Below are 15,206 nucleotides of genomic sequence, written 5' to 3'. Positions count from 1 at the left end.
TTATTATTTTTGGGAAATATCTCACTATGAAATTTTACCATGGAAAACAAAAGCGGTAAAAAATGGTTTGCCATCTACACCAGGCCCCGCTGGGAAAAAAAAGTAAACAGCAAGTTGCTGGAAAAAGGCGTTGAAAGCTGGTGCCCCGTACAAAAAAAAGAGAGCCAGTGGAGCGACCGGAAAAAAATTATAGAAGACCCGCTGTTTAAATCGTATGTATTTGTGCACATAACCGATGATGAAAGAATAAAAGTGCTGTCAACCGATGGCGCTGTGCAATTTGTTCATCATTTAAAAAAGCCTGCGGTTATACGCGATGAGGAAATTGAACTGATAAAGTTATACCTGCTCGAAAAAGATGCGCATATAACGGTAGAAAACCTGCGGCAGTTTAAAACAAATAATAAAGTGGTGATAAGAAAAGGTGTTTTTATGGATGCTGAAGGCACCGTATTAAAAGGTGGAAATAAAAAGGTGTATGTACGGCTCGAAAGCCTTGAACAGGTTTTGGTTGTTGAATTCCCGGTGGAACACCTTCATCTTAAAAACACGCATTATAATGATGATAATATGACCCTCTCATAACTTAAATTCGCGCATGTTTTCATTGTTTGGTACTAAAAAAGCAACGCCCGATCTTTCCTTTATTGGTGCAGATATGCACTCGCATTTATTGCCGGGCCTTGACGATGGCCTGCAAACAATTGATCAAACGGTAAGTTATATACGGCAGTTGCAGCAAATGGGTTATCAGAAGCTTATTTGTACGCCGCATATCCTGGCTGAAGTTTATCCTAACTCGCCCGCAACCATTTTGCCAAAACTTGAACTGGTTCGCACCGCTTTACTGGAAAATAACATTGGTATACAGGTGGAGGCTGCAGCCGAATATATGGTTGACCTTGACTTTGAAAACCATGTTATGGAAGGCAAGCCTTTACTTACGTTTGGAAAGAGCCTCATTCTTATCGAGATGTCGTATGTGGCAGCTTCGAACAATATTGAGAGCGCCATTTTCCAGCTTAAGCTTAAAGGTTTGCAACCTGTGCTCGCTCATCCTGAACGTTATAATTATTACGCAGGCAATATTGAAACATTTCAGCGTTTTATTGATCTTGGCTGTTATTTGCAGATAAACATTTTATCACTGATGGGCTATTATGGCGAAGGGCCAAAGAAAACCGCTCAAAATCTTTTGAAGAAAAATATGGTTACTTTGGTGGGAACAGATATGCACCACGAAAACCACCTGAACGGCCTGAAAGACCTTGCATCCAGGAAGAGCTTTTACAAACTTTTTGAAGGCATTAATATCAGGAATAAAGAATTGCTGTTATAGCTTTATTTTAGTTGAAACCAATTAATACAGCACCCTTACTTTAATGGTTTCCTTTACATCTTTCAGCAACTCCATTGCCTGTTTGGAAAGGCGTTTATCCACATCAAGCACAACGTAGCCAATTTCATCATTTGTTTTTAAATATTGTCCCACGATGTTAATGTTATGATCGGAAAGCTGCGTATTAATAGCGCTTAAAACACCGGGCACATTATTATGAATATGCAAGATGCGGTGAGCGCCTTCAACCGGTGGCAGGCCTATGGCAGGCACCGTATGAGAACCATTGGTAACGCCATTTTCAAGATAATTAAAAAGCTTGATGCTTACGTCCTCGCCAATATTCTGTTGCGCTTCTTCAGTTGAGCCGCCAATATGTGGGGTAAGAATTACATTAGGAAGGTTCTGCAATGGGCTGGATAATTTATCACCATTTTTTTTCGGCTCCACAGGAAATACATCAATAGCTGCGCCGCTTAATAAACCTTCCTGCAAAGCTTTTGCCAGCGCCGGGATTTCAACAACGGTTCCCCTTGCATAATTTATAAGTATTGCTCCTTTTTTAAAATGCTTGAGTGTGTTTTTATTGATGATGTTCTTTGTTTGTTCCACTTCCGGTACGTGCAATGAAACTATATCGGCCTGGCCCAGTAAATCTTTCATGCTTTTAGCGGCATGGGCATTGCCAAGCGGAAGCTTTGTTTCCACATCATAAAATATCACTTTCATTCCAAGCGCTTCAGCTAACACGCTCACCTGTGAACCAATATTGCCGTACCCTATAATACCGAGCGTTTTACCGCGCAATTCATAGCTGCCCTTCGCATCTTTCATCCAAACGCCTTCATGTGCTGCCTTATTTTTATCAGGTATGCGGCGAATAAGCATGATACTTAAGCCAATTACCAGTTCGGCCACGCTGCGGGTATTGCTGTACGGCGCATTAAAAACTGCAACGCCATGTTTTGTAGCGGCTTCTAAATCCACCTGGTTTACGCCAATGCAAAAGCAACCAATTGCCTGCAGCTTTTTAGCCGCATTTAAAACCTTCCCGCTTATATGCGTTTTTGAACGGATACCTAAAAGGTGCACATTGGCAATTTGCTTTATCAGTTCATCTTCCGATAAAGCGCCGCCAAGCTTTTTTACATTTACATAACCGTTTCTTTTAAAAAGGTCAACAGCTTTATCACTAATGTTTTCAAGAAAAAGAATATTAATTTTTTCTTTGGGATAAGAAGTAGTCTTACTCATAATTGTTTGCTCTCCTGCAAAAATAAATCCTGTGAAATATTTTTAAGGGAAGGATTGGTGTAAACAAAAATCCCCCCGTTTGCCGGAGGGATTTGAACTTTTTTATTTTTTCTTTTCGTAACGTTTGCGGAATTTGTCGATACGCCCGGCTGTATCAACCAATACATTTTTACCTGTATAGAATGGATGCGACGTATTCGAAATTTCAAGCTTTATAAGCGGATATTCGTTTCCATCTTCCCACTTAACAGTTTCTTTGGAAGAAGCTGTTGAACGGCTTAAAAAACTATAACCGTTACTCATATCTTTAAACACTACCTGCTTGTATGCTTTTGGATGAATATCTTTTTTCATAACTATAATTTTCTACGGATTTTGCCGTATTTTAAATTTAAAGGAGCGCAAAGATAAGCCGGGCGGGGTTCACTACCAAATGATATTTGCTTCCATTTTTCAACCGGCTACTTTACTTTCTGTTGCAGTTACAACTGCAATCTGCGGCTCTGCAAGCTTTTTTTCTGCAATTTCTTTGTTAAGATAATATTTCATGGCAGGGCCGGCGATTAAAATGCTTACTATGGTCATTACAATCAAAGCCACAAAAACCTGTTCATCAATGATTTTGGCCTGCAAGGCAAGAGCGCCCAATACAATTTCCTGCGAACCACGTGCATTCATGCCAAAAGCAATAATATTTGATTCATTTTTAGAAAGGCCACTTATTCTGCCGCCAATTCCGGAACCGATAATTTTAGCTACGCTTGCAATAAGTACCGTTATTAAAATTATTTCAATATTAAAATTGGCAATGAAATTCACTCTTAGGCCTATTGAAGCAAAAAATAACGGTGCAATAATATTAATGACGAACTGGTGCAATATCTGCTGTAGTTTTTCAGGAAAAAATTTAGAGTCGCCAACAGCAACGCCCATTATAAAAGCCCCGAATATGCCCCGCACGCCGAGAAATTCAGTGAGAACGGCGCTTAACAAGCAAAGGCAAACGGCCAAAGTTATCATTACGCCTATTGAAAAAAACTTGCTGGCGATCATGAGGATTTTATCAACCAGCCATCTTCCTATTGTAAGCAGCACACCAGTATATAGCAATACCATGCTCACCGAGGTAAAGGAGCCTTCCTGCTTCCCGGTATTCATTAGCTGAATAATAATCGAGAATAGTATCCATCCCAAAAAATCATTGATCATGGCAGCCGTAAGTATAAGGTTGCCTATTTTGGAGCGCAGCATATCCATGTCCAGCAAAATTTTTGCAATTACCGACAAAGCTGTGATGGATAATGCGGTGCCAAAGAACATGGCTGCAATGCCCCTGTTGCTTTCTGCAGAAGAAAAAAGGTTGTCATAAAAAAAATAAACCGTGGCGAAGCCAAGCATAAAAGGGAAAATCAATCCAAGTATGCTGATGGAGGCGGCCTGCTTACCCTGCTTGCGTATCTGCTTCAGATCAACTTCAAAACCGGCGATAAACATCAGTAATATAATGCCTACATTGGCGAGGCCGTCAAAAGCCGCATAAGACCGTGGCTGCGATATAAAAACATGCTGGAAAGTGTTGGGAAAGAAAGCTCCAAATAAGGAAGGGCCCAATAAAATACCCGCAAATATTTCCCCTATAACCGCCGGCTGCTTTAATTTTTTGCATATTTCTCCCAGGATTCGGGCTGCAGCCAGGATAACACTTACAATAATTAAAAAATTCAATACTTCCTCAGAACTAAGTTTGGAAACCATAGTTGCCGGAGTTTGATGGTGATAAAACGCTTAATATTTATTAAATGCCGGCAATAGTCTTTTCCGGCTGGCTCATAATTTCAATACCTGGTGGCTGCCCGCCTGCTACTTTATTATGGGTTAATTTATGCTCCTTACCTATATAATATTTCATTAGCGGGCCTGCTATCAAAATGGTAACTACGGTCATAACCACCAGGCCTACAAAAATGGGCTCATCAATTATTTTCGCCTGCAGCGCCAGAGCGCCGAGTACAATTTCCTGCGAACCGCGGGCATTCATTCCAAATGCAACCGCATAAGATTCGTTTTTCGTCATGCCGCTCATGCGGCTGCCAATGCCTGCGCCGATAATTTTTGCGAAGCATGCAATGAACAGGATGATGGCAACAACTTCAAAATTGAAATTGGTAACAAAATTTACCCGCAGCCCTATTGATGCAAAGAATAAAGGTGCAATAATATTTACTACAAACTGGTGAAGAATGTTTTGTAACCTTTCAGGAAAATATTTGGAATCGCCAATAGCCACGCCCATCAGGAAGGCGCCAAATATGCCACGAACACCAAGATATTCCGTTAAAACGGCGCTTAAAAGACAAAGGCTTACGGACAAGGTCATTACGCCGCCGGTAGATAAAAATTTATCTGCAATCATTAATACTTTATCAACAAGCCATCTGCCGATAGTTAAAATAAAAACGGTAAAACCAAGAACCATTGCCACCGACGCAAATGATCCCTCTCCTGTTTTACCCATCATCTGGATAATAATGGAAAATAATATCCATCCGAGAAAGTCATCTATCATTGCGGCGGTAAGTACAAGGTTGCCTATTTTGGAACGAAGAATATTGAGGTCAAGCAATATTTTGGCAATTACAGATAAGGCGGTTATAGATAATGCGGTGCCAAAAAACATGGCGGGTATAACAAGATTGGTGTGGGCCGCATCCGAAAAAATCCTTTCGTAAAAAAACCACACCGCCAGAAATCCAAGCGCAAAAGGGAATATCAAACCCATAAGGCTTATGGAAGCGGCCTTTTTTCCCTGCAAACGTATCTGCTTCAGGTCAACCTCAAAACCTGCAATAAACATGAGAAGAATAATACCTATCTGGGCAAGGCCGTCAAAAGCTTTGTAAGGAATTCCATTGCTGCTGGTAAACAGATCATTGAAAACATCAGGCGCCACGGTGCCAAGCAAGGATGGCCCTAAGAGGATACCGGCAAGTATTTCGCCTATTACTGCAGGCTGTTTAAACTTACGGAATACTTCTCCTAAAACGCGGGCTGTAATGAGTATAATACTTACAATAATGAGAAAGCTAAGCACTTCTTCAGAGCTAAGTTTTGAAACCATAAAGACATTTTTGGTGGTAAGTTGCTGGTTTTCGATTTCAAAATAAAGGATTAAATTCCAATAATCCTATAAATGTAATAGGAATTTAAGGGAAATTAAGATTAGCAGTCATTGCATGAATGAAAATTCTAATAACCTCTTACGTTTTTTTTAGCTATATAATTCAAAAAAGCTTTGTTTACCACCCGGTTGCCGCCCGGCGTTGGATAATTGCCGGTAAAATACCAGTCGCCGGTATTGGTGGGACAGCTTTCGTGTAAATCTTCAATAGTTTGGTAAATAACCTGTACAGGTACAGTTATGTCTTTTGGTGTGATGAGCCGGGCTATTTTATCTGATATTTCCTGCGTTGTGAATGGTTTATATATATGGCGCACCATATTTTCTTCGGTGAGTTTATTGCAGCGTTCCAGTTCCAGTATTTTTTGATGAACGTCTTCAATAATACATTCATTGCCACTTTCTTTCAACAGTTCAATTGCTGCACGGAAAGCAATAAAATCGCCAAGCTTGCTCATGTCAATACCATAACAATCAGGATAGCGTATTTGCGGTGCAGAAGAAACAACGATTATTTTTTTTGGCTGAAGCCTTGCCAGCATGCGCACAATGCTTTCCTTAAGCGTTGTGCCGCGAACAATGGAGTCATCTATAACAACCAGCGTATCTTCATTTTTGCGAACGGTGCCGTAGGTTATGTCATAAACGTGCTGCACCATTTCATCCCTGCTGCTGTCTTCCGTAATAAAGGTGCGCAGTTTTACATCTTTAATCGCAATTTTCTCCTGCCGGATTTTACGGTTAATGATGGATTGCAGCTTTTCTTCCGTAACATCATTTCCCCAGCTTAAGATTCTTTCAACTTTGGTTTGATTAAGGTAATCTTCCATGCCTTTGCATAAACCAAAATAAGCAACTTCCGCAGTGTTAGGAATATAGGAGAAGATGGTGTTTTTTAAATCGTAATTAACGGCATCTAAAACGCCCTTGCTTAAATGATAGCCAAGTGCAATACGCTCACGGTAAATTTTTTCATCGCTGCCACGGCTGAAATAAATACGTTCAAAGCTGCAGGCTTTTCTTTCTTTTGGTTCAAGCACCTGCTCCATTACATAATTCCCATCCGCATCAATTATTAATGCCTTGCCCGGCATTAATTCATGCACTTCATTTTCACCCACATTAAACGAGGTGCGGATGGCTGCACGTTCACTCGCTGCAACAACCACTTCGTCGTCTATATAATAATAAGCAGGACGAATGCCATGCGCATCCCTTAAAACAAATGAAGCGCCATTACCGGTGAGACCGCCAACCGTAAAGCCGCCATCAAACAAAACAGCAGCCTTTCTCAGGGCGTTGGCAATGCAGGCTTTAGCGGGGTTTTTGTCTTCTTCAAGCGCCAGGAAATGATGTATTACTTCCATCATGGCGGCCAGGTCGCTTTGCTTTTGAAACGGGCCGGGGTTTATATTGATGAGATCAAATAATTCGTCTTTGTTTACCAGGTTGAAATTACCTGCCAGTGCAAGGTTTTTGCCGGGCGTGAAATCTCTCTTTATAAAGGGATGGCAAAATTCAACATCATTTTTGCCCTGGGTGCCATACCGTAAATGGCCAAGCAGCAATTCTCCAACCAGCGGCACATGGCCTTTCATTAATTCCGGGTGCTTTTTAATATCAGGCTGATATTTTTCCAGCTCATTTATTTCTACACCAAGCTTAAAAAACAAATCAGCAATAGGTTGCTGTGCATTACTGCGTACACGATGAAGGAAAGGTGAGCCGTTAGTGGTATTTAATTTAACTGCAGCAATACCTGCGCCATCTTGACCGCGGTTATGCTGCTTTTCCATTAAAAGGTAGAGCTTGTTAAGCCCGTACATTACCGTTCCATGCTGTTGGAGATAATAAGAAAAATCTTTTCTTAAACGAATGAGGGCGAGGCCGCATTCATGTTTTATTGCATCACTCATTGGGGAATTGAAGGCGCAAATTTACAATTATTCATTAAATGCTTATGTTAATATAAAATATAAACAGCCTTGTTAAAAAGTTTTTGTTTCTGCAACCACACGTTCAGCCAGCCATAAAAATTCTTTTGTAAACACATCGATGTTCTTTTGAAAAGAAGCATCAAGCAGGTTGCCCTGTTCGTCAAATTTTTTATCAACAAAGGGTGTTATAAGCATGTGAGGTGAACCAATGCCAAACAAGGCGTAGATAAGCAATTGCACCTGCAGCCCGCCCCGTATGCCGCCTAAAGTGCCTGGCGATGCAGTAACAATACCAAACGGTTTTTTTGATTGTTTCGGGAAATGGTCAAAGAGATTTTTAATGGCCGGGGTATAACTTCCGTTATATTCAGGTGTTACAATTATAAAGGCATCCGCGCTAAACATACGCTGTGCAAGCGCCTTAAATTCAACCGGTGTGGTTTCTACACTTCTGAAAACCTCCTGCTGCAATACATTCAGTTCCCAGTCCCTCACATCAATTATATTCACATTATGGGCTGTTGTTGCCGACAAATGTTTTTGAAGATGCAAAACCAACCGGTGTGTTACACTGTTTATGCGCGGGCTGCCCGATACTATCTCTATATTCATGTTATTTTTTCTTCTTAAGCCTGCTTAACCATTTCAACATTTATTAACAGGCGTACCTCATCACCAACTACGGCGCCGCCGGCTTCGGTAAGAGCATGCCATTTTAAACCAAATTCTTTACGGCTTATTTTGCCTGTAAGCTCAAAACCTTCCCTTGTTTGTCCCCATGGGTCAAGCACACTGCCGCCGTGTTCAACTTTTAAAGCAATATTTTTCGTTACATCGCGAATGGTTAAATCTCCATGCAATATATATTCATTATCGTCTTTCTTTTCAATTGATGTTGATTTAAAAGTGATTTTCGGATGTTTTTCTGCGTTGAAAAAATCATCGCTTTTTAAATGCCCGTCTCTCTGCTCACTCTTGGTAGAAATGCTGTCAACATCTGCTTCAAAAGATATAGAGGCATCGGTGAAATCACTTTTTTCAGCCTCCATAGTTGCATCAAATTTTGAAAAATTACCGCTAACGGTGCTAATAACAAGGTGCTTAACTTTAAAGCCTATTTCGCTGTGTGAAGCATCAATTTTGTAAGTTGCCATAACTGTTTGTTTTTGTGATTATCTATTTATTAGTATTTATGTATGTACATGTATCTGGGTAAAAGCTTTTATTTTTCAGTTTCTCTTATTTCTTCCAGGATGCCGTTTAATTCCCTTGCCTTATCTTCATCCATCATCATTATTTTATCCATCAGCTTATTTATTCGTTCCGTACTATGCTCAAGGATGTTAATTCCGGCAGGCGTTAATACTATCACCGTTTCACGCCTGTCCGATTCAGATGAGGTGCGCTTAACCAGTTTTTTTGTTTCAAGCCTGTCTATTATTCTTGGGACATTTGAGCTTTTCTCAATCATCCTGCATGCAATTTCCTTTACACAAATATGCTCGGGATGTTTTCCTTTTAGTATACGCAGCACATTATATTGCTCATGCGTTAACCCGTATTCCTTCAGTTCTTTGCTCATGCTGGTTTTAAGCCACCATGAAGTGTAAAGAATGTTTAAAGCAGCTTTGTGCACTTCATTCTTAAATTTATTACTTTTAATTGCTTCTTCCAGTTTCACAGTGCAAATATATGTACATACATCTAATTTGCCAAATAAAAACCTCAGCTTGTACTGAGGTTTTTATTTTTAGTTAGAAGCTGTTGTTTCGGAAGCAAACCAAAAATCAAGGCTTTTGCATGTATGATATTCAGGATCAATATCTATATAAAAGTCTGAGATATGTTGCTTAAACCATCCATCCAGCGCTTTTTGTTTCTTTTCTCCCAATGCCTGTTGTGACACACGGTCGTAATCATCTTTTAAATTCATACGGTGTGGCTGAGTTTGATGCGCCAGGTAAACTAACCGCACAGCCTGTTTGCCCCGGTCGTCTGTATAAACAAGCGGTTGGGATATATCACCGGCTTTCATACTTTTCAAATTGGCCACTATGCCTTTATCTAATTGATCGATGGTTAACCTTGTAGAACCATCATAAGGAGAAGATATACGGCCTGCATTGTAACGGGTAGCATCATCTTCACTATACTTATTTACTGCTTCATTAAAATTCAGCGTGCCGGCCACAATTTTTGAACGAACACTGTCCAGCTTTTGTTTGGCAGCATTTATTTCTGTTTCCGTTACCGCCGGAATAATGAGGATGTGCCTTACCACGGCATCATCGCCGGCGCGGCTAACCATTTGAATAATATGCAAACCGAATTTGCTTTTTATAACAGGGGATATCTGCCCTTCCTTCAATTTAAATGCCGCAGACAAAAAAGTTGGGTCAATGCCTTTATCCGTGCGGTTTATACTAAACTGGCCACCATTTTCTTTTGCACTCGGGTCCTGTGAATAAACTTTAGCCAGGTCTGTAAATTTTTTCTGGCCGCTTTCCACCTGCTTTTTAAGATCATTCAACTGGTTGGTTATATAATCTTCAATGTCTTTATTGGCTTTAGGATAAATTACAATCTGCGCCACTTCAAGTTCGCTTTCGTAAAAAGGCAGGCTGTCTTTAGGTATTTTATCATAAAAAGCCTGTACTTCAGAAGGCGTTATTTTTACATTCTCCAAAATTTTTGCACGCATTTTATCAGCTAACTGGCGCTCAATGAATGGCTGGCGCAGGTCTTCCTTTAACTGGTAAACCGTTTTACCGGCAATTTGCTCCAGTACATCTTTAGAGCCATATTGACTTATAAAATAACGTATCTGGTTATCGAGCAATGCATCAATTTCATCATCCCCAATAATTATTGAATCCTTATTGGCTTGTAACACCAATACTTTTTGCACCAGTTGACCTTCAAGGAAAGCGCATTCGGGGTTTGGTGGCAGTTGAACATTTTGCGCCTGTCTTTTATAGTCTGATATAGCATTCTCAATATCAGATTTAAGAATAATTTTATCCCCCACTTTTGCTATAATCTGGTCTGCAACAATCCGCTGTGTTTGAGCAGAAGCTGCTGCTGTAACCAATGTGAAAAGAAAGAGGTACAAAAAGATTTTTTTCATACTAATATGTTAATCAACCCAAAAGTAAATGATTAAAAAAGCAGGCATGGTGCCTGCTTTTGTTTTAACAAAGAATTTGTGCGATTTATAATGTGCGCTTTACTTCTTCTTTTTCGTATGCTACAATGGTGTCAGAAGGATTTATATCTGAGAAATTTTTAATTGTTAAACCGCATTCATAACCTGTGGCTACTTCTTTCACATCATCTTTAAAGCGTTTTAAGCTGCCCAGTTCAGCAAATGCGCCTTCCTGTCTCGGGTAGATAAGAATACCATCCCTGAAAAGGCGAATTTTGCTGTCGCGTTTAATTTTTCCTTCCTGTACGTAACAACCGGCAACAGTGGCCTTATCAAACTTATATACTTCACGAATTTCAACTGTGGCCACTTCTTTCTCTTCAACCTTTGGTTCAAGCATGCCTTCCATGGCACTCTTCACCTCTTCAATTGCATTGTAGATGATAGAGTAAGTTTTTATTTCCACGCCTTCATTCTGTGCAAGCCTGCTTGCCTGGCTTGACGGGCGCACATTAAAGCCGATGATAATGGCATCTGATGCAGTTGCCAGCAATACATCGCTTTCAGAAATCTGGCCAACAGCTTTATGCACTACATTCACCACAATTTCTTCGGTTGAAAGCTTTTGCAGCGAATCGCTTAACGCTTCCACAGAACCGTCCACGTCACCTTTAATAATAATCTGCAATTCTTTGAAATTGCCCAATGCAAGACGGCGGCCTATTTCATCAAGGGTGATATGTTTGCGGGTCCTTAATCCCTGTTCGCGAATAATCTGTGAACGCTTTGTGGCAACATCCTTCGCTTCTGATTCGTCTGTATATATTTTGAATTTTTCACCGGCCTGCGGCGCTCCGTTCAAACCTAATATCTGAACCGGCGCTGATGGCGGTACTTCAGTTACACGCTGGTTACGTTCGTTGGTCAACGCTTTCAATCTTCCAAAATACTGGCCGGAAACCATGAGGTCGCTTTGCCTGAGCGTTCCGTTTTGTACCAGCACTGTGGCAACATAGCCGCGGCCTTTATCCAGTGAGGCTTCAATAATAGTTCCGGATGCTTCCCTGTCCGGGTTTGCCCTTAAGTTGAGCAGGTCGGCCTCCAGTAATATTTTCTCCAGCAGGAGATCGACATTCAATCCTTTTTTGGCAGATATTTCCTGGCTTTGATATTTGCCGCCCCATTCTTCAACCAGAATATTCATTTGCGATAACTGCTCATATATCTTAGCCGGGTTTGCACCATCTTTATCTATTTTGTTAATGGCAAATATCATGGGCAGGCTGGCAGCCTGTGCGTGGCTGATAGCTTCTTTTGTTTGCGGCATTACAGCATCATCAGCGGCAATTACAATAACTGCAACGTCCGCAGCTTTGGCGCCGCGGGCACGCATGGCTGTAAACGCTTCGTGACCCGGCGTGTCAAGAAAAGTTATCTTTTTGTCGCCATTAATTGTTACCTGGTAGGCGCCGATATGCTGGGTAATACCACCGGCTTCGCCGGCAACCACATTAGCACTCCGGATATAATCAAGCAAAGAAGTTTTACCATGATCTACGTGCCCCATTATAGTAACAATGGGTGCCCGCGGCAATAAATCTTCTTCATCATCTTCAATTTCTTCATCTTCTTCCTCAGCATCATCAAGGCCGATAAATTCAACCTCGTAATTGAATTCGCCGGCAACCAGCTCAATAACCTCCGCATCAAGACGCTGGTTAATAGACACCATTATACCCAGGCTCATACACTTGCTGATGATATCGGCAAAACTTACGTCCATAAGGTTTGCCAGGTCGCTCACGGTTACAAACTCTGTAACCTGCAGCTTGTTTGTTTCTCCTTCAACCGGGTTTTCCGCAGCCTCATTTCTTTTTTCCCTGCGATGCTTGGCTTTTGATTTGCCCTTGCCTGCAGAACCGGAAAGAATGGCCTGAGTTTCCTGTATTTTCCTCTTTATTTCATTTGGATCAATTTCCCTGTCGTGCTGTATAGGTGGCCTGCGGTTATCCCTGCCTCCACCGCCACGTTGCGGATGATGGCCGCGGTTGCCACCACCTCCACCGTCCCTGCGGAAACGGTTATCGCCGCCACCGCCATGTGGTGGCCGTGATGATTGTTGTTGGCCTTCCGTTCTTCTTTCAGGCGGATTATTACTGCCAACTCCTTTTTTATCGATAGGAATACGTTTACGCTTGCGTTTTTCTTCGCGCTGGGGGGCCGCCGGTCCAGGTTTGGGCCTTGTATCGTTTTCCACCGGTAAACTTATTTTGCCTAAAACCTTAGGGCCCTCAATTCTTTCTGCCCTGATATTTTGTATAACCACAGGCTCATCAGGTGCGGGAGCAGCCTCTTCTTCCTGCGGGGGGGCGGCTTCAGGCGCTTCTTCTGCAGGCACTTTCACCGGCACTTCTTCAGCAGGCTCTGGAACCTCTTCTGCAGGCGGCTGAGGTTGCGGCTGCTCAGCTTTTTTGGGCTTACCCACTGCAGATAAATCTATTTTATCAATGATTTTCGGCCCTTCAATTTCAGGGGCTTCGATTTTTATAACTTCTGGCTCACTGGCAGCAACCTCTGCAGCCGGCTCTTCAACTTTTTCTTCGTTAATTACCTGCTCAGCGGGTTTTGGAAGCTCAGGACTTGCTTCAGGCTCCACAACTGTTTCCGCAGGTTTGGGGGCAACAGCTTCCGGTGCGGCCTGCTTAGGTTCTTCTTTTCTGAATGTAATTTCTTCTTCCTCTTTTCTTTTCCTTTCAGCCTGTACACTTTTGGGAATTTCAATCTGGTCGGCCTTCGACTTTGCGTTTTTATCTCCCTGAAAATTGTGCTGTAAAGCCTCATACATTTCAAGGGTAAGCTTAGCCGTAGGCTTTAATTCGTCCCGATCAAAACCCTTGCCTACCAAAAATTCAATAAGTGTGTCCTGACCAATATTGAATTCTTTGGCAGCGCCTAATAATCTTGGTAACTTAATTTCAGCCATTCAATTTTTTTTGTTTTGTGCAGGCTTCAGTTTTTTGAAGTTTTTTTAATTGTCGCACTTTGTTTTTTTAAGTGCACTAATTTCAATCAATTTTTATACCTGCAATATTATTCTTTTTCGAATTCTGCTTTTAATACTCTTTTTACATCCTCTATCGTTTCTCTTTCCAGGTCTGTTCTGCGTTCCAGTTCGTCAATGCTTAAATCCATTACGCTGCGGGCTGTATCGCATCCAACGCGTTTTAATTCGTCGATAACCCATGTATCGATTTCGTCGCTAAACTCATCCAGGTCGATATCAAATTCTTCCTGTTCGCCTTCATTTTCGCGGAATACATCAATGTCGTAATCAGTAAGTTCGCAGGCAAGTTTAATATTCACTCCTCTTCTGCCGATTGCCAAAGAAATCTGGTCGGCTTTCAAATAAACATCAGCATGTTTATTTTCATTGTCGAGGTCCATATAACTTATTTTGGCGGGCGTAAGTGAACGCTGAATCAATAACTGAATGTTATTTGTCCAGTTAATTACATCAATGTTTTCGTTTTTCAGCTCACGAACTATGCCATGAATGCGGCTGCCTTTCATACCAACGCAGGCGCCCACCGGGTCAATCCTGTCATCAAAACTTTCCACTGCCACTTTAGCGCGTTCACCTGGTTCCCTTACTATTTTTCTTATGGTGATGAGGCCGTCAAAAATTTCAGGTACTTCAATTTCAAGCAACTTAGCCAGGAAATCGGGACTGGTGCGGCTTAATATGATGACCGGCGTATTATTTTTCATATCCACGCGGGCAACAACGGCGCGGATGTTTTCGCCCTTCTTGAAATAATCCTGCGGTATTTGTTCACTTTTAGGCAGAATTAATTCGTTGCCTTCTTCATCCATCAGTAAAACTTCTTTTTTCCAAACCTGGTAAACTTCCGCGGTAATTATTTCGCCAATCCTGTCGCCATATTTTTTTACCAGCACATTCTTTTTTAAATCGCTGATGCGGCTTGCTAAAGTTTGTTTTGCCGCAAGAATAGCGCGCCGTCCAAAATCGAGCATATCTACTTCCTGGTACAATTCTTCACCCACTTCAAAATCGGGTTCAATTTTTATCGCATCGCTGTAAGCAACTTCAGCCAGCGGGTCCTGTACCTCGCCATCTTCCACGATCATGCGGCGACGAAAAATTTCCAGGTCACCTTTTTCGGCATTTACTATCACATCAAAGTTTTCATCACTGCCATATTTTTTTCTAAGCAGTGTTTTAAACACATCTTCCACTACTTTCATCATAGTAGGCCTGTCGATATTTTCAGCTTCCTTAAATTCCTGGAAGGCTTCAATTAGGTTTATACTTGCCATACGATTTACGATTTA

Annotated in this window: 13 protein-coding genes; 2 read left to right on the top strand and 11 right to left on the bottom strand. The window is 41.5% G+C overall.

The window, feature by feature from the left end; all coding sequences use genetic code 11:
* Positions 1-39 precede the first annotated feature (39 nt).
* On the top strand, positions 40-585 hold the full coding sequence (locus BM015_RS13005) for a UpxY family transcription antiterminator (RefSeq protein ID WP_090659077.1): 546 nt from the start codon (positions 40-42) through the stop codon (positions 583-585).
* 13 nt (positions 586-598) lie between these two features.
* Complete coding sequence (locus BM015_RS13000) at positions 599-1,339, top strand: tyrosine-protein phosphatase (protein WP_090659075.1); 741 nt, start codon at positions 599-601, stop codon at positions 1,337-1,339.
* Between the two features lie 21 nt (positions 1,340-1,360).
* On the opposite strand, the gene serA is transcribed toward BM015_RS13000, so the two are convergent.
* The 11 genes from serA to nusA form a co-directional block, all read right to left on the bottom strand.
* The gene (gene serA, locus BM015_RS12995; RefSeq protein WP_090659073.1) at positions 1,361-2,593 is read right to left on the bottom strand and encodes a phosphoglycerate dehydrogenase; all 1,233 of its coding nucleotides are present in this window, start codon (positions 2,591-2,593) and stop codon (positions 1,361-1,363) included.
* Between the two features lie 102 nt (positions 2,594-2,695).
* Entirely contained in the window at positions 2,696-2,947 is a 252-nt protein-coding gene (locus BM015_RS12990; RefSeq protein ID WP_090659069.1) for a type B 50S ribosomal protein L31, read from the bottom strand.
* A 99-nt stretch (positions 2,948-3,046) separates the two neighbouring features.
* On the bottom strand, positions 3,047-4,348 hold the full coding sequence (locus BM015_RS12985; protein WP_090659067.1) for a cation:proton antiporter: 1,302 nt from the start codon (positions 4,346-4,348) through the stop codon (positions 3,047-3,049).
* Positions 4,349-4,388: 40 nt separating this feature from the next.
* The gene (locus tag BM015_RS12980) at positions 4,389-5,711 is read right to left on the bottom strand and encodes a cation:proton antiporter (protein ID WP_090659065.1); all 1,323 of its coding nucleotides are present in this window, start codon (positions 5,709-5,711) and stop codon (positions 4,389-4,391) included.
* Between the two features lie 128 nt (positions 5,712-5,839).
* The gene (locus BM015_RS12975) at positions 5,840-7,687 is read right to left on the bottom strand and encodes an amidophosphoribosyltransferase (RefSeq protein ID WP_090659062.1); all 1,848 of its coding nucleotides are present in this window, start codon (positions 7,685-7,687) and stop codon (positions 5,840-5,842) included.
* Positions 7,688-7,759: 72 nt separating this feature from the next.
* Positions 7,760-8,320 (bottom strand): NADPH-dependent FMN reductase, encoded by a 561-nt coding sequence (locus BM015_RS12970; RefSeq protein WP_090659060.1) that lies wholly within the window; start codon positions 8,318-8,320, stop codon positions 7,760-7,762.
* Between the two features lie 14 nt (positions 8,321-8,334).
* Complete coding sequence (locus BM015_RS12965; protein ID WP_090659058.1) at positions 8,335-8,862, bottom strand: YceI family protein; 528 nt, start codon at positions 8,860-8,862, stop codon at positions 8,335-8,337.
* Between the two features lie 68 nt (positions 8,863-8,930).
* Entirely contained in the window at positions 8,931-9,389 is a 459-nt protein-coding gene (locus tag BM015_RS12960; protein ID WP_090659056.1) for a MarR family winged helix-turn-helix transcriptional regulator, read from the bottom strand.
* 69 nt (positions 9,390-9,458) lie between these two features.
* On the bottom strand, positions 9,459-10,835 hold the full coding sequence (locus BM015_RS12955) for a peptidylprolyl isomerase (protein WP_090659054.1): 1,377 nt from the start codon (positions 10,833-10,835) through the stop codon (positions 9,459-9,461).
* 85 nt (positions 10,836-10,920) lie between these two features.
* The gene (infB, locus tag BM015_RS12950; RefSeq protein WP_090659052.1) at positions 10,921-13,836 is read right to left on the bottom strand and encodes a translation initiation factor IF-2; all 2,916 of its coding nucleotides are present in this window, start codon (positions 13,834-13,836) and stop codon (positions 10,921-10,923) included.
* Between the two features lie 107 nt (positions 13,837-13,943).
* Positions 13,944-15,191 carry a transcription termination factor NusA gene (nusA, locus tag BM015_RS12945; RefSeq protein ID WP_090659050.1) on the bottom strand — a complete coding sequence of 416 codons (1,248 nt, stop codon included), beginning with the start codon at positions 15,189-15,191 and terminating at the stop codon, positions 13,944-13,946.
* Between the last annotated feature and the right edge of the window lie 15 nt (positions 15,192-15,206).

Origin of the sequence: Parafilimonas terrae (assembly GCF_900115755.1) — a bacterium.
GTDB lineage: Bacteria > Bacteroidota > Bacteroidia > Chitinophagales > Chitinophagaceae > Parafilimonas > Parafilimonas terrae.
This window is presented reverse-complemented; position numbering and strand designations above follow the sequence as displayed.